The organism is Halobellus sp. (assembly GCF_042218505.1).
Taxonomy (GTDB): Archaea; Halobacteriota; Halobacteria; order Halobacteriales; family Haloferacaceae; genus Haloquadratum.
This window is the reverse complement of sequence record NZ_JBDGQZ010000041.1, coordinates 105518-121239: the sequence shown is the minus strand read 5'-3', so window position 1 is coordinate 121239 and position 15722 is coordinate 105518. Positions and strand designations below refer to the sequence as shown.

11 protein-coding genes and 1 pseudogene are annotated in these 15722 nt (G+C 66.6%); 2 read left to right on the top strand and 10 right to left on the bottom strand.

Features of this window, described 5'->3' with window-relative positions:
* From ABEI27_RS11670 to ppsA, 8 genes are all read right to left on the bottom strand, one after another.
* Positions 1-1111 (bottom strand): restriction endonuclease (locus ABEI27_RS11670; protein WP_375799579.1); only part of this gene is annotated, 1111 nt, incomplete at its 3' end.
* 8 nt (positions 1112-1119) lie between these two features.
* Positions 1120-2871 carry a BGTF surface domain-containing protein gene (locus tag ABEI27_RS11665; RefSeq protein WP_375799578.1) on the bottom strand — a complete coding sequence of 584 codons (1752 nt, stop codon included), beginning with the start codon at positions 2869-2871 and terminating at the stop codon, positions 1120-1122.
* Between the two features lie 99 nt (positions 2872-2970).
* Positions 2971-3237, bottom strand: coding sequence for a hypothetical protein (locus ABEI27_RS11660; protein ID WP_375799577.1), 267 nt, complete (start codon positions 3235-3237; stop codon positions 2971-2973).
* A gap of 31 nt (positions 3238-3268) precedes the next feature.
* Positions 3269-5050 carry a pyruvate kinase gene (pyk, locus tag ABEI27_RS11655; protein WP_375799576.1) on the bottom strand — a complete coding sequence of 594 codons (1782 nt, stop codon included), beginning with the start codon at positions 5048-5050 and terminating at the stop codon, positions 3269-3271.
* A gap of 108 nt (positions 5051-5158) precedes the next feature.
* Positions 5159-7231 carry a methionine--tRNA ligase gene (metG, locus tag ABEI27_RS11650; RefSeq protein ID WP_375799575.1) on the bottom strand — a complete coding sequence of 691 codons (2073 nt, stop codon included), beginning with the start codon at positions 7229-7231 and terminating at the stop codon, positions 5159-5161.
* Between the two features lie 76 nt (positions 7232-7307).
* Positions 7308-7910, bottom strand: a complete 603-nt coding sequence (locus tag ABEI27_RS11645) for a YqaA family protein (RefSeq protein WP_375799574.1) — start codon at positions 7908-7910, stop codon at positions 7308-7310.
* Positions 7911-8061: 151 nt separating this feature from the next.
* The gene (gene mfnA / locus ABEI27_RS11640; protein ID WP_375799573.1) at positions 8062-9240 is read right to left on the bottom strand and encodes a tyrosine decarboxylase MfnA; all 1179 of its coding nucleotides are present in this window, start codon (positions 9238-9240) and stop codon (positions 8062-8064) included.
* A gap of 183 nt (positions 9241-9423) precedes the next feature.
* Positions 9424-11721: a phosphoenolpyruvate synthase gene (gene ppsA, locus ABEI27_RS11635; protein ID WP_375799572.1), complete on the bottom strand. Its 2298-nt coding sequence runs from the start codon at positions 11719-11721 to the stop codon at positions 9424-9426.
* Positions 11722-11899: 178 nt separating this feature from the next.
* On the opposite strand from ppsA, the gene ABEI27_RS11630 reads away from it, so the two are divergent.
* Positions 11900-12502 (top strand): J domain-containing protein, encoded by a 603-nt coding sequence (locus ABEI27_RS11630; protein ID WP_375799580.1) that lies wholly within the window; start codon positions 11900-11902, stop codon positions 12500-12502.
* Positions 12503-12775: 273 nt separating this feature from the next.
* On the opposite strand, the pseudogene ABEI27_RS11625 reads toward ABEI27_RS11630, so the two are convergent.
* Positions 12776-13481 (bottom strand): annotated as a pseudogene (locus tag ABEI27_RS11625) (MarR family transcriptional regulator).
* A 131-nt stretch (positions 13482-13612) separates the two neighbouring features.
* Between ABEI27_RS11625 and ABEI27_RS11620 the strand changes: the two are divergent.
* Positions 13613-14308 carry a metallophosphoesterase gene (locus ABEI27_RS11620; protein ID WP_375799571.1) on the top strand — a complete coding sequence of 232 codons (696 nt, stop codon included), beginning with the start codon at positions 13613-13615 and terminating at the stop codon, positions 14306-14308.
* 13 nt (positions 14309-14321) lie between these two features.
* On the opposite strand, the gene ABEI27_RS11615 is transcribed toward ABEI27_RS11620, so the two are convergent.
* Positions 14322-15596: an NAD(P)/FAD-dependent oxidoreductase gene (locus ABEI27_RS11615; RefSeq protein ID WP_375799570.1), complete on the bottom strand. Its 1275-nt coding sequence runs from the start codon at positions 15594-15596 to the stop codon at positions 14322-14324.
* Positions 15597-15722 lie beyond the last annotated feature (126 nt).

Below are 15722 nucleotides of genomic sequence, written 5' to 3'. Positions count from 1 at the left end.
TGATCTTCAGGTCGCCGCCGTAGACCAGCGTCGCGCTCGCCGCCGACTCAGGGACGCTGAAGACGAGCCACACCTCGCGGTTCTCACCCGGACCGAAGAGCCCCGCGCTCGGGAACCCAGTCGCCCCGTCGAGCGGCTGGTGGCCGTAGCGCTGCCCCGCGACTTCGACGGCGAACGCCGACTGCTTGAGTTGCGTGGGGCTCTCTTCGCTGTTCGTGGCGTTCAGCCGAATCAGTACGAACGTCTGGTTCTCGGAGGGATCGTACGTGGTGCCGTTGACCGACAGCGAGCCGACCGTCTTGGCGTTCCACCGGGCCTGAACTGTCGCGTTCGTCCCCGTGGTCGATATCGCCGAGACGTCTATCTCGTCGCCGCCGCCACCGGCAAACAGCCCGCCGCCGAGGCCGACCGCGGGGCCGACGGTCGCGCCGAGTAAGAAGGCGACGACGAGTACCACCGGGAGGAGTCCGGTCGGAACGGACCCGCCGGTCAGTCCACCGACCCGGGACCTGATGCCGTCCAACCGGGAACCGTCACCACTCTCCGCGGCCCCGTCGCTCCCACCGCTCCCGCCGCCGGACTGGCCGCCGGAATCACCCGACTCGCTGCCGCCGTCGCCACGGTCGAGTTTGGCCCGGAGTGACGCGATCGTCGCGCGCGGGCCAGGGAGTTGCGCCGCCAGCCCCTCGGGCACCGGGACGCCGGCCTCGCGGAGGCGCTCGAAGAGAACCGCGAGACCGTCGGTCGCTGTGTACTGCGCCAGAAGATCCTCGAAGCCGCCCTGTTCGACGGTGTTCGCGAGCTTCGCGCGGTTGAGGAGGTGGACGCTCCGCTGGGCGGCGAGCCGCTGGGCCTCCGGGGCGAACGCCCCCTGCGTGGCGATGACCGCCACGTCGACCCCGCGCTTCCGACAGAGCCCCACGAACTGCTTGATCTGCCGCTCGGTGACGGTCGCCGTCGTCGTGGGGAACACGTAGATGACGCCGCGCTTGCCGTCGCCGCGCTTGCCGATCACGAAGTGGGTCTCGTCGGCGCGCTCTTTGGCCGAGACCTCCCAGCCTCGCTCGCGCCAGAGGTCACTCAGGAACGAGACGAAGTCGTCGGGCTCCATCTCGGGGATCACGACGAATCACCCCGGCGGGCCAGGAACGCACCCAACGCGAGCACTGCCGCAATTCCTACTGCGGGCGACAGCGGGACGCTGGACTGCGTCGCCCCCGACGGCGGTAGCGGCGTCCGCGTCACCACGGGGTACGGCGTTGCGGTCGGTGTCGGGGTCGGGGTTCCAGTCTGTGTCGCTGTCGGCGTCTCGGTGGGGGCTGGCGGGAAGTCGACAATCGCAGTGTCGTTGACGACGTGTCCGTCGGTGGTATAGGGCTCGACGTTCGCCCGGTACGACTCGTCTTCGTCGGCCGGTACCAGTTCGGCACGGAGGCGCTGCGCCTCGAACAGCGGCGTGCTCAGTTCCGCGGTGACGTTCGCGTGTCGCCCCGGTTCGAGGTAGTCGCTGCGACCGACTGGTTCGCCCGCGGCGTCTTCCAGCCGGACGAATCCACCGTTGGGGATCTCGGCGGCACCGACCTCGATTGCCGTCCCGTTGGCAGTCTGGTTGTCGATCCGAACCGACGGGTCGGGTGCGACCAGATGCACCTTCTGTTTCGTCTGCAGGAAGTACTCTCGCACCCACAGCGTCGCGTTCGTCCCGCGCGAGACCGAGCCGAGGTCGAAGGCGGCCTCGAAGGTGCCGCTCTGGTCGACGGTGGCATCCTGCAGTTGGAGGAACGCGTTCGGGTCGGGCGAGCGGAGGCGGACCTCCAGTTCGGTGCCGGGCGCGCGATTCGTTCTACCGGCGACCGGGAACGTGGCATTGTCCCACGGATAGTGCGTCGCGTCCTCGACGGGCGACAGCGACATCGACGGCTCTTCGAGCGTGAACGTCGTCGTCGCGAGCGTTGTCTCGGATTCGACGAGGCCGCTCTCGTCGGTGAGCGTGAGCGTTGCGCGGTACCGATTTCGCCCCGACTGCGTCTCGACCGGGACTGCACTCGTGTTCCAGAGGACGTAGAGACGGTCGGTCTCGAACGACGGGAGCACCGAAACGTTTCCGCCGTCAGTCGCGACGTACTCACGGGCCAGGTGGTTCGGGCCGGGATCGGTCTGGGTGAAGTTGAGTTTGAGGCCGTTGGCGGCGGCGCCACCGGTGAGATCGCTCGCGTTTAGCGCGGTTTCGAGGCCGCTCTCCTCGAACCGGACGACGGCGTAGTCGCCACTGGCGACGATCGATCCCCCGCTCATCGCCGTTTCGAGCGGCCCCACGTCGGCGTCGCCGTCTTCGCCGCCACCGGTGTACTCCGAGGGGTCGAAAGACTCCGGCGCGCGAAAGGATGCCGCCGTGGTCTCACCGCGCGGTTCGATAGTGAGGGTACTGAGGTCCTGTTCGACGCCGCCGACCTCGAGGCGGAGGAGGTACCGCTCGGGTTCGATCGCCTCGTCGAGCGGTGGGGAGTGCAGCGTCGCCGACCCGCCGTCGATGAACTTCGTGGGGTCGGATGCGGTCGTCGCTCGCGTGTCGAGGACGACCTCGGTAGTCCCGCTGCCGGTCAGATCGACAGTGACGTTGAATCCGTACTCCGATCCGCCGATTGTGAGCGTCCCGGACCCCGAGTGCGAAACGGTGATCGTCACCTCGTTACCCCGGGTGGCGGTCAGGTTGCCCTTGGTGAACGATCCCGACACCTCTTCGGTCTGCGCTCGGACGGCGGAGTCGAGCGCCGTCGGTGCTGCCGTCCCGCTTGTGAGCCCCGCCACGGGAGAGACGCCGCTGAGGAGGAGAGCGACGACGACAGCGAGGGTGACAGTGGCGTGAGACATCGGCAGACAGTCGTCTCCCGATGCTACCCAGTACGCTACATAAAGCACTGCGGTCAAAGCATCAGATGTGATAACCGAGCGGGGGCGAGCGGGCGATGCTCAGAGCGCGCCCGGCACGACGACAGTCGCGAGGAGTCCCACGGTCCCGAGCACCCCGAGCACGACAAAGAAGGCGTTCTCCACGGCTGGATCCTCGGGTTCGATCGGCGGCCGCTCGAACGGGAGTTCACCGCCGAGTTGCCCGTCGGTCTCGTCAGTCCGACTCGGATCGCTTCTGTCTGGACTGTCGAGTCCAGCGAGCGAGCCGGGATCAGACGTTCGGGGAGTGGCGTCTGCCCGTTCGGCGTCTGTGTCAGAACCGCTCATCACCGGAAGGATGGCCGCCGGGAACAAAGGCCTACCGCTCGGGATGACCGCCAGCCTCGTCGCCGCGGTTCCGGTGGCGGATCACGTTCCCTTCGTACACGATGCCCCGTTCGGCGTGGAGCGTCACCGTCGTCCCGGGCGAGATCCCCTCTGGGAGCGGCGCGCCGGAGATCATCGGGAGTCCGAGTTCGCGCGCCACAATCGCCGGATAGCCCGTCATCCCGGGTCGCGCGTCGACGATCCCCCCGAGTCTGCCCGCGTCGCCGTCGAACTCGCCGTCGAAGTTCGCCGGCAGCGAGAGGATGGCGCCGTCGGGGAGATCCGTGAGGTCGCCGTCCGTGGAGACGGCCAGCGGGCCGGAAACCCGGCCGCCGACGACTTTGCGCCCGGTGGCGATGGCCTCGGCGGCGACGTGGAGTTTCAGCATATTCGTTGTGTTCGTTCCCTCCAGTTCGGTCATCATCCCCGAGAGGACGACGAGCGTGTCGCCGGAGGCCGCAACGCCGGTTTCGAGAGCGGCGTCCACGGCGTCGTTCATCATCTGATCGATGTCCTCGCGGTAGGAGGAGTACTCCGAGATGACGCCCCACGAGAGCGCGAGTTGGCGGCGAACCCGATCAGTGGGCGTGGTCGCAACCACGGGGACCGCCGGGCGGAACTTCGCCGTCTTTCGAGCGGTGTACCCCGATTCGGAGGCCGCGACGATGGCGCTCGCCCCGACGTCGCGTGCGAGATATCGTGCCGAGCGGGCGAGCGCTTCGGTTCTGGAGTCCTCATCCGAGGTCGGGATGCGTCGTTCTCTCCCGTCGGCGTACTCGTCGCTGGCTTCGACCTGCCGGACGATTCGGTCCATCGTCTCGACCACCCTGACGGGGTCGTCACCGATGGCGGTCTCACCGGACAGCATCACGGCATCGGTGCCGTCAAGTACGGCGTTGGCAACGTCGGAGGCCTCCGCGCGCGTCGGCCGGCGGGCGTGGACCATCGAATCCAGCATCTCCGTCGCGGTGATGACGGGCGTGCCCGTCTCGTGACACCGGCGGATGATCCGCTTTTGGATGATCGGCACGTCCTCGAGCGGCATCTCGACCCCGAGGTCACCCCGCGCGACCATCACGCCATACGCGGCGTCGATGATCTCGTCGAGGTTTTCGACCGCCCCGGCGCGCTCGATTTTGGCGACGATTGGAATGTCCGCGCCGAGGTCGTCCAGCGCGTCGTTGATCGTGAAGACGTCCGCCGCCGAGCGGACGAACGAGGCCGCGACGAAGTCGGCCTCGGTCTCGGCGGCGACGCGGAGTTCCTCGCGGTCCGTCTCGGTGATCAGGTCGATGTCGAGGTCGACGCCAGGGAGGTTGACGCCTTTTCGCCCGGGGAGTTCTCCGCCGGAGTTGATCCGCGCGGCGACAGTATCGCCGTCGACGCGCCGAACGGTCGCCTCGATCCGCCCGTCGTCGAGGAGGATTCTGTCGTCGGGTTCGGCGGCCGCAATGGAGTACGAAAGCCCGACAGTCTTCGGCGTCGCTTCCTCGCCTTCGACGAACTGGACCTCGGAACCGGTTTCGAGATAGATGGGCTCGTCCAGCGGCGCAGTCCGGACCTCCGGACCTTGCAGGTCGACCATCGCTGCGACTGGACGCGTCGTGACCTCGTCGGCCGCGCGGATCCGCCGGATCACCTCCCGGCGATGCGCCGGCGTCCCGTGGCTCGCGTTGAGCCGCGCGACGCTCATCCCCGCGTCCGCGAGAGCCCGTATCGTCGATTCCTCGTCGGACGCCGGGCCGAGCGTACAGACGATTTTCGCGTTACGCATAGCCACGTATACTCGATACCGAGTTAAAAAGACCGCCGGTGCCGGGTCGTGGGTAAACAATTCGGGGCGGCCGCCGCTCGCAGTTCGCGCAGACGGCCCGCCAGTCGGCTACTTGATCTTCGTGCCCGGTTCGGCGTCGCTCTGCGTGGTCAGCAGGTCGGCCTGCTCGCCCGCGGCGAGAAGCATCCCGTTGGATTCGACGCCGAACAGTTCGGCCTTCTCGAGGTTGGCGACAACGACGATCCGCGTGCCGGGGAGCGAGTCGAGGTCGTGGAGTTGCTTGATACCGGCGACGATCTGGCGCTCCTCGACGCCGATGTCGACGGTGAGTTTCGCGAGTTTGTCCGCGCCCTCGACGCCCTCGGCCGCGAGAATCTCGCCGACTCTGATGTCGAGGTCTTGGAAGTCCTCGAAGCCGATCCGCTCGTCGGCGATCGGTTCGAGGTCGGTTGCCGCGTCGCCGTCGTCGGACGCGACGTCGTCACCTTCCGTCTCGGCCTCGTCGTCGGCCGTGGCCTCGGCGACGCGCGACTCCAGTTTCTCGTTCAGTTCATCGACGCGTTCCTCGGGGATCTTCTCGAAGAGTTCGTCGGGTTCGCCGAACTCGTCGCCGGGCGCGTCGAGCGCGGCATCGACCGCGACCGTGTGGACGTCGCCGTCGGCGTCGAGGTCGTCCCAGAGGCGCGCCGCCGTCTCGGGAACGACGGGCTCGAAGAGGACGGCGACCGCTGCCGCGATCTGGACGCAGTCGCGGATGACCTGCGCCTTCTCGGGGTCGTCGTCGTCGAGTTTCCAGGGCTCGTTCCGCTGAATGTACTCGTTGCCGAACTGTGCGAGCCGAACTGCGCTCTCGCCGACGTCCCGGACCGAATAGTCGTTGACGCCGGCTTCGAACTCGTCGATGGCCGTCTCGATCCGCTCACGGACTTCGGCCGAGAGGTCGGCCTCGGGCGTGCCGCCGAACTCCCGGGCGGCAAAGAGCAGCGAGCGGTAGACGAAGTTGCCGACGGTGCCGACCAGTTCGTTGTTCACGCGCTCGCGGAACCGCGCCCACGAGAAGTCGACGTCCTGCTGGAAACCGCCGTTGGTTGCGAGATAGTACCGGAGCAGGTCGGGACGGAAGCCCTCCTGCAAGTATTCGTCGGCCCAGACGGCACGGTTCCGCGAGGTCGAGAAGCCCTTGCCTTCGAGGGTGATGAATCCGGACGCCATCACGGCTCTGGGCTCGGTGTAGTCGGCCGCGTGGAGCATCGCCGGCCAGAAGACGGTGTGGTGCTGGATGATGTCCCGGCCGATGATGTGGACGATTTCACCGTCGTCGCGCCACACCTGCTCCCAGTCGAAGGCGTCGCTTCCGACGCGCGCTGTGAACTGTTTCGTCGAAGAGATGTACTCGATCGGCGCGTCAACCCAGACGTAGAGGACCAGTTCCTCGTCGTCGGGGTAGTCGACGCCCCAGTCCATATCTCGGGTGATGCACCAGTCTTTGAGTTCGCCCTCGACCCACTCGCGGGGTTGATTCTGCGCGTTCGAGGTGCCCTCAAGTCTGTCGAGGAAGCCCGAGAGATACTCCTGAAGGTCGGAGACGCCGAAGAACTTGTGTTCGCGCTCGTGGTACTCGGCGGGGTTGCCCGTGATCGTCGAGACGGGGTCCTCGATCTCGCCGGGTTCGAGGTGACGGCCGCACCCTTCGTCGCACTCGTCGCCGCGGGCGTGTTCACCGCAGTACGGACAGGCACCCTCGACGAAGCGATCGGGCAGCCACTGATCCGCCTCGGGATCGTAGGCGACGGGGATCTCCCTCTCGTAGACGTAGCCCTCCGACTCCAGCGTGCGGACGACGTCCTGGGTCGTCTCGACGTTGGTCTCGTCGTGAGTGTGGCCGTAGTTGTCGAACTCGACGTCGAACTTCGGGAACGTCGTCTCGTACTCCTCGTGATGTCGCAGGGCGAACTCCTCGGGCGTGACGCCCTCCCGCTCGGCGTTGACCGCGACGGGGGTCCCGTGCATATCCGATCCCGAGACGAACGCGGTCTCCTGACCGAGTCGCTTCAGCGCGCGGCTGTAGATGTCGCCACCGACGTAGGTGCGGAGGTGACCGATGTGCAGGTCGCCGTTGGCGTACGGCAACCCGCAGGTCACCACCGTGGGGTCGTCGGTGGGGAAGTCCTCGTGGCTCATACTGGGTGATGGAAACGGCGACACCAAAATCCCGCTGGTTCGAAGTCGACCGAAACCGATGCGCCGCCGGCCGACGTCACACGATCGACAGGACGGTCCCGACGCCGACGAGCGTCACGACCAGGCGGCCGACGCTGCCGGCGAACGTCGCGGCCGCGAACTTCGCGTAGTCCTCTTCGAGGACGGCGAACGCGTAGATCGACAGCGTATCCGGGAAGAAGGGGACCGAGAGCGCCATCGCGAGTCCGGCGTACCCCCACCGCTGGGCGATCTCGACGGTCCGACGCTCGGACCATCCGATGATGTCGAAGCGGGAGTTCCGCAGGAAGCGGATCACTGGGCCGGCTTCCTTGACCTCCTGGCCGATGTGAAACGCGAAAACGCTGCCTGCGGCCTTACCCGTCGCACTCGCCAGGATAATGACCGTAAGTCGCCCGCCTTCGCCGAGTCCGAGGTTGAGCGGCGCAAGCAGCACGACCTCACTCACGCCGGGGAGCGCAAACGCGATCAGGAACGAGTAAACGAAGATGATCCCGACGCCGGGCCAACCCGTCGCGGTTTCGACTGCGGAGGAGAGCCAGCCGAACTTCGGCCATAGATCGCTCGCGACGGCGAGACCGGCGGGGCCGGCCGTCTCTACGAGGGGCTCGAAGGTTGCGACCACAGCGGGGACAGACACGTATGAATGGGAGTGAGACACACGAGGGGGTAAGTCTTGAGTTTCGGGTGCGGCCGGCGTGGGCTTCTCGCCCGGGTCGAGAAGCGGCGTCCGGACTCGTCGCGGTCCCGATAAGCGGCTCGAAGCAAGGCGCCCACCGCCAGCCACGCACCTACCGCACGTCGTCGAGGTCGGCGAGGAAGGGCTGCAGCACGCTCTGTGTGACGTGCGGCATCAGGACGACGCGTGCGAACCCGGATCCGGTCCGCGAGAGCCGCCAGCCGCGGTCACGAAGCGCGTCGAACGTCGCGGGAGCGACGTCGGCGACGACAATCGGAAGTTCCACCTCGGGGACGTCGTAGTCGCGGTCCCGGAGTTCGTCGGCGAACCAGGCCGCGAGTCGATCGGCCCGCTCGTGCTCCCGGCGATAGCCGTCCGGCCACAGGTGCTCGATGGCCGCGGCGGCGCTCGCGACGCCCGCACCGCTTCGCGTGCCCGTGAGCGACGCCTGCGACGTGGACTCCAGATACGGAGTATCGACCGCGAGCGCGTCCATCCCCTCGGGATCCCGAAACAGGAGGCCGCCAGCGGGGATGGCCGCCCGGCCGCACTTGTGAGGATCGATCGTCAGCGAGTCGATGCCGGCGTGAGCGAAGTTCCAGGCGTAGTCGGTGAACGGGAGGAGGAAGCCGCCCCAGGCGGCGTCGACGTGGCAGTACGCCCCCTCGTCGTGAGCGATTGCCGCGAGTTCCGGAATCGGATCGACGCGGCCGTACTCGGTGCTGCCGGCGATGCCGACGACCAGAACGGTCTTCTCGTCGACGGCGGCCGCGACGCCCTCGAGGTCGGCACGATGGTCCGCGTCGGTCGGAACCGATCGGAGTTCGACGTCGAGGAGGTCGGCGGCCTTCGTGAATGAAAAATGCGCGCTCTCGGGGACGACGACGTTCGCCTCCTCGACGGCGCACCGCTCTCGCGCTGAACGGACGGCCTGGATGTTCGCCTCGGTACCGCCGCTTGTCACGTAGCCGTGCGGCTCGGCGCCCGCGTCGCGGAGACCCTCGCTGCCCCCCAGCAGGTCGGTCTCGGTGAGGGCGCGATCGACCGTCTGGGAGTCGTCGGGTTCCGACGTTCCCTCCGGCGGGGCTGGCTGTGGCGGGACGTCGAGACCGGCCAGTCGGCCGAGTTCGGTGACGACGCGCGCCTCAAGTCGGGCGATGTCGGCGTAGGTCGCCGGGTCGCCCGGATTCGTCGCGAGAAATCGCTCTGCGGCCTCCCTCGCGACAGGATGTGGTTCGGTACACATCGACGAGAGAACGCGGTCAAAGGTCTGCGGGGCCGCCCGCTGCATACCACTTTGTATCGTCCCGTCGCGTTTAGGTATTCTGTTCCGGGAAAAGCAGGGTATGGCCGGAAACGGATCGACCAGCAGCAGGTGGCGGGTGTCCGCGACGTGTTCATCCGGATCGGTCCGGACTCGGGGGCCGCGGATCCGGCGTCTCGATTACCGAGACGGGAGGGGGACTGTGTCTCCTCAGCGGACGGAGTCGAGAAGGAGTCGTTGTTCGACCCGCTTGACTTCGTGTTGGACATCGCGGACGGCGTCGATGTTGGCCGACACCGAAGAGACGCCCTTCTCGACGAGGAACTGGACCATCTGCGGCTTCGAGGCGGCCTGCCCACAGATGCTCGTCTTCACGTCCAGTTCGCGGCACGTCTCGATGGTATCGCCGATCAGTTTCAGGACTGCCGGGTGCAGTTCGTCGAAACGGCCAGCGACCCGCTCGTTGTTGCGGTCGACCGCGAGCGTGTACTGCGTGAGATCGTTCGTTCCGAAGGAGATGAAATCGATTCCCTCGGCGGCCATCGACTCGACTCCGAGTGCCGCTGCAGGCGTCTCGACCATCACGCCCCAGGTTCGCTTGCGGGGGTCGACGCCGGCCTCCTGCATCAGGTCTCGGGCTCGGGCGACCTCCTCGGCGTCGTTGACCAGCGGGAACATCACCTCGACGTTGTCGTAGCCCATATCGAAGATCCGGCGGAACGCCGCGAGTTCGTGTTTGAACAGGTCGGGATTCTCGAGCGAACGGCGGATACCGCGGTACCCGAGCATCGGATTGTGCTCTTTCGGTTCGTCGTCGCCGCCCTCCAGTTGCCGGAACTCGTCGGTCGGCGCATCGAGCGTCCGGACGCGAACGGGCCGCGGGTAGAACTCCTCTGCCGCCGTCCGGATCCCGTCGACGAGTTCGTCGACGTACGCGCGCTCGCCGTTTTCGGCGATGTACTTCGTGGGCGTCTGACCGAGTGAGAGAACCATATGCTCGGTTCGCAGGAGCCCGACCCCGTCCGCCCCGGTCGCAGCGGCCCGCTCGGCCGCCTCGGGAATCGAGACGTTGACTTTCACTTCGGTCGCCGTCATCGGTTTGACGGGCGTCTTCGGGCGCGCCTCCTCGATGGGTTCGAACTCTTCTTGGGGCGGTTCGGTCCCCTCACGAACGGTTCCCTTGTCGCCGTCAATTGTGATCGACTGGCCGTCTTCGAGTTGACGCGTCGCCGACCCCGCGCCGACGACGGCGGGAACGCCGAGTTCGCGGGAAATGATGGCGGCGTGAGAGGTCATCCCGCCCTCGTCGGTGACGATTCCCGCGGCCCGCTTCATCGCGGGAACCATATCGGGCATTGTCATCTCGGTCACGATGATGTCTCCGTCGCCGACCTGGTCAAGATGGTCGAGTTTCGTGACGATCCGGGCCTTACCGGAAACGATGCCGGGGCTAGATCCGAGCCCCCGGAAGAGCACGTCGCCCGAGTCCTTTTCTTCGGCAACCGAAGCCGACCCTCCGTCGGCATCCGCTTTCACGTCCGCGTCCGCGATGGCCGCCCCGTCGTCGTCGATGGTGGTGATCGGGCGCGACTGCAACATATAGATCTTGCCCTCGTGTACGGCCCACTCAACGTCTTGGGGCGTTTCGTAGTGGTCCTCGACGCGCTCGCCGAGTTCGACGAGTTCGTCGATTTCCTCGTCAGTGAGCACGCGGACGCTCCGCTTGTCGTCGGGGACCGGTTGCTCGATTGTCTCGCCGGTCTCCTCGTCTTTGAGCATCATCATCTTCTTGTCGGCGACAGTGATCGTCTCCACCCCGTTGGTCTCGCGATCGATGACGTAGTTGTCCGGCGAGACCGATCCGGAGACGACCGCTTCGCCGAGCCCCCACGCAGCCTCGATGATGATCTGCGATTCGCCCGTCGAGGGATGCGAGGTAAAGAGCACGCCTGACTTCTCGGCGTCGACCATCTCCTGGACGACGACCGCGATGTCGACCTTCTCGTGGGGGAAGCCCTGGCGGTTGCGGTAGTAGATAGCGCGCTGTGAGAAGAGCGATGCCCAGCACTCTTTGACGCGCTCGACGAGGGCGTCCTCCTGGACGTTCAGGAAGGTCTCTTGCTGCCCCGCAAACGACGCATCGGGGAGATCCTCCGCCGTCGCCGACGAGCGGACGGCGACGAACCGTTCCCCGTCTCCGAGGTTGCGATACGCCGAGAGGATTCCATCTCTGACGTCGTCGGGGACGGGCGTCTCCACAATGAGTTCGTGAGCGCGCTCGTGCGCCTCGCGCAGTGCCTCGGTGTTCTCGTGGTCGACATCGACGGCCGCGAACAGTTCCTCGTCGATGCCAGCGTCCTCGATGAAATCGCGGTACGTCCCGGCGGTCACCACGAACCCCGACGGGACGGGGAGCCCCGCAGCGGTGAGCTCGCCCAGCGAAGCCCCCTTCCCGCCGACGTTATCGATGTCGGTGGACCGCACGTCGTCCAGCCAAGCTACAGCCATTAACGTCTGTACGTCCTCAGATGATCCTAAAGTACTTTCCGAAGATTGCAACGATGAATCAAACAAACTCGAATCCGAGTATGCATTTGCACTGACATCGGTCGGCCGTATGCCGCCCGTCGCGAACCGCCCGGCCCAGGGCGAGAAGTTCTTTAGTGAGCCACTCCAGCGTCTAATCGTGCTCCCGGAGTGGGTCTCGCTGTTGCCGCCGTGGCTTGTCTTCGGACTACTCGGCGGTAGTGCCGCCTCCGCAGTCGCGGCCGGTGTCTTCTTGATCGGCGGTCGCCTGCTCCCCGGAGAACCGGTGACGTCGAGCCAGCGGATCGACGGCCCGACGCGCCGACGCGTCGAGATCCGCCGATATCTCCGCAACATCGGCGAACCGTTCACCGAGGATCACGAGCAGCACGGCGAGACAGTCGAGTTCTATTTGCCCGAACGGGACGTCGCTCTCACGTTCGACGCGCGAGCGTACTTCCGGTTGGAGCGGAACGGGACCTACACGATCCTGTGTGAGCACGAGATGCCGGTGCACGCACTCGGTCGTCGGTTGCCGTTCGAGGTCCCGACCATCGGCACCGAGTCCACGGCCACGAGCGACGACCCCATCGAAGAAGCGTTCGCGTATCTCGACCTCTCGCGGCCGGCGACGACCGAGGAGGTCAGAGACGCCTACCGGAGTCGGGTGCTCTCGGTCCACCCAGACCACGGGGGCTCACAGGCGGAGTTCAAGCGGCTGCAAGAGGCGTACGCGACAGCCCGCGAACACGCGGCTGAATGAGGCGAGGGGTTATATACGAGAGCGCGGCCAGACCCCGCGTGACCTGAGCGAGACCACGGCGCGTGCAGCGGGAGCGCGGTGCGCCGCGCCGTCAACGTCGACACGGGCGGGACGCGTGTCGACCGAGCACCGCCTGTTCGCCACAAACGGACAGTCGTGACGCTGCGATGCGCTCTGCGGACACTCGGCGCTGTACTGGGGAACGGCACCGAGCAACGGCGCAGCGCTGTTTCAGCACGGTTCGGTCGGCGTCAGGAGTCCGGGGCGGCGAGTTCACTGGGTCGATCGGGTCGACTCCTCGCCGTCACGGCCTGAGGTCGGGGCATCGGACACCTCGTAGGGGAGGTCGCCGTCGCGGAGCGCGTCGGTCACGCGGCCAACCGAATCAGGGGTCGTGACGACGACGTCAGCGTCGGCACAGCGATCGGCGAGTTCGGCAGTCACCACTGTGTCGCTGCCGCCGGAACGAGCCGCAAACACCTGGATCACAGTGACGGAGCCGGAGTCGATCTCGATGATACCCCCGAATCTGGTGACGCTCACGTCGTCGCCCGCGTCCGCGACAGTCGTAACCACGCCGGTCGCGGGGCCCCGTATCGCCCGGTGATGCGTGTAGCAAGCCGTCGCGGAGCGACAGCGTCACCGTCTCCCCCGCCTCTACAGGCGCTGTCGCGATTACAGCGTCCTCCTGCACGCTCTCGAGAACGTCGTCGGTGACGTGTTCGGCGAACCGGCGGAGTCCTCGCGCCTGCTGGAAGAGCCAGTCGAGGCCCTCCTTACTCACGCGGTATCGCGAGCAGGCTTCCTTCTCGACGTACTCGTCGTCTATGAGTTCGTGAATGTGCTCGCTGACGGTCTGACTCGTCACGCCGACCGCCTCGGCCATTTCGCCTTGACTCACCGCCGGTTGTCGATCCGCAATCTCGACGAGAATGCCAAACCGGGTCGCGGTTCGCTTATTTTCCAGGGCACCGCTCATACTCTCGCATCGGTCGCCGCGAGAAAATCCCCGCGGGTCGGTGTGTCGCGCGTCGATTCCCCCGAACCGGCGGGAGCAATGCTCGTCGCTGGAGCCGCTGGGGATTTGTCGCTGCGCGTCCAAGGAGTGCCGTGGACGGAATCGAGTTCCGAACGCGGGCGGCGTTCGTCGAGGATCCAGCGACGCTCGTCGTCGCCGATCTACACGCCGGACGGGCCGACGCGTCGGGGGTCGCGTTCCCAATCGGCGAGCGACGCGATCTGACTGAGCGTCTGCAGTCGCTGCTCGACGAGTTCGAGCCGGAAACGGTCGTCTTCGCCGGCGACGTCCTCCACCAGTACGGAACAGTCACAAAGCGGAGTCGCGGGACTGTCAGCGCGCTCGCGGACGCCTGCCGGACCGTTAGAGCGACTCCAGTGTTCGTCCGTGGGAACCATGATACGGCCCTGGACACGATCGGCGAGGAGGTTCACGAGACCTTCGTGGTCAGCGACGACCCGCGAACGGTCGTCTGCCACGGACACGAAACGCCCGCGATCGATGCGGAGCGCTACCTCGTCGGCCACGATCATCCGGCGATCACGATCGAGGGGCGAAAGCGGCCCTGCTTTCTGGACGCACCGGACGCGTTCCAGCAGGCTGACGTCCTGATGCTCCCGGCGTTCTCGCGGGTCGCATCCGGCGTCGTGGTCAACAACGCGCGCGGATCAGACCTGCAGTCGCCCCTGCTCACCCAGGTCGGCGACGCGCGGCCGATCGTCTACGACGACGGAAGCGGCGAGGCGCTCACCTTTCCGCCGCTCGATTCGTTCCGCCGACTGTTGTAGGCGCGTGGCAGCGTCACAGATCCCGCTCGACTGCTCTCGCCGCCTCGCGACCGCTCCGCATCGCGCCCTGAATCGCCGACCACGCGGTGTAGTCACCGGCCAGGTACGTCCGGCCGCCGGCCGCCCTGACGTCGGGAAGATCCTCGTGAATCCCCGGGGGCTGATCGAACTGCGCGAACTCGATCTGGTGTGTGTGGATGGGCTCTAACTCTCCAAAGTCCCGATCGGGGTACCACGATTCGAGCGTCAGTCGTGTCTCCTCTGTGAGTGCCGCCTCGTCGCGGTCGAACGCGGCGTCCTCGAGAAAGGTCGCATTCAGGAGCACCGATCCGTCCGGTGCGTACTCCGGTGCGACCTCAGACATCGGCACGATAGTGTTCGGCGATGGATCGCCCGCGTTGAGCAGTATTTTCCGGCGCGTGGTCGGCGCGGCTTCACTCGGAAGTCGGTAGTGCTGCGTCACACAACTTCGCGCGTCTATCGGAATCGATTCGGTGCCCGTCAGCCGCCGGGCCGTCTTCGGATCGGTCGCGACGATGACGGCGTCAACCTCGATGGACTCGTCGTCGGTCTCGACAGCAACGCCGTTGTCGTGTTCGGTCAACCTGACGACGCGCTCACCGAGGCGGATCGACGCGCCGGCGCTGCGGGCCGCATCGGCCAGCTGCTCGGGAATCGCCTGCATTCCTCGAGCCGGAAGCGCGATTCGGCCATCGGAGAGCGACTTGAACGTGTACTCGAAGACGCGCTTGGACGTCGAGAGCGACCGATCGAGGGTAATTCCGCCATAAAACGGGGCGACGAAGTTCTCGATGTAGGACTCCGAGAACCCCCACTCTCGGAGATACGCGCGGATCGGTTTGTCCGCGCTCCGGAAGATTTCGGCCTCGGTTCGCGTGCCGACGTGCTGTCTGAGCAGCAGCGTCCGGACCTTGTCAGTCTGGGTTACCTCGTCGTTCCGGAGCGACGCCAACGCCGACTGCGGGTCCCGAAGGGGGTCCGAGAGCGTAGAGCGCGACCCGGGACGGGCGATGACCGCTCCCGGGGTGAAGTATCGGAGATCGAGGGGGTCGAGATCGAGTTCGGACTGGACGGCCGGATACCTGGTGAAGAGGACCTGGAATCCCCGATCGAGCGTGAACCCCGCTCGGTGCTCGGTTCGGACCCGGCCGCCGACCGACTCCCGACGCTCGAACAGCGTCACGTCCGCGTCGCTGGTGGCGAGCCGGCGGGTCGCGACGAGTCCGGCGAGTCCACCGCCGACGACCGCGACGGAATCAGCAGTCATATTCGGACGTTTTGCCGGCACGCACAAAGAGACTACGAGTGGCGGACGGCGAGGGTGGCGTGCGCCACTACGGGAGGTGAGTGATCGTCGGCGGTAGCCGAGCAACCGCCGTGGAAGCCTTGCAGT

What these genes read in the sequence shown, in the direction of transcription:
- ABEI27_RS11665 (WP_375799578.1), bottom strand. Translation starts at nt 2,871, where the DNA reads ATGTCTCACGCCACTGTCACCCTCGCTGTCGTCGTCGCTCTCCTCCTC.
- ABEI27_RS11660 (WP_375799577.1), bottom strand. Translation starts at nt 3,237, where the DNA reads ATGAGCGGTTCTGACACAGACGCCGAACGGGCAGACGCCACTCCCCGA.
- pyk (WP_375799576.1), bottom strand. Translation starts at nt 5,050, where the DNA reads ATGCGTAACGCGAAAATCGTCTGTACGCTCGGCCCGGCGTCCGACGAG.
- metG (WP_375799575.1), bottom strand. Translation starts at nt 7,231, where the DNA reads ATGAGCCACGAGGACTTCCCCACCGACGACCCCACGGTGGTGACCTGC.
- mfnA (WP_375799573.1), bottom strand. Translation starts at nt 9,240, where the DNA reads ATGCAGCGGGCGGCCCCGCAGACCTTTGACCGCGTTCTCTCGTCGATG.
- ppsA (WP_375799572.1), bottom strand. Translation starts at nt 11,721, where the DNA reads ATGGCTGTAGCTTGGCTGGACGACGTGCGGTCCACCGACATCGATAAC.
- ABEI27_RS11615 (WP_375799570.1), bottom strand. Translation starts at nt 15,596, where the DNA reads ATGACTGCTGATTCCGTCGCGGTCGTCGGCGGTGGACTCGCCGGACTC.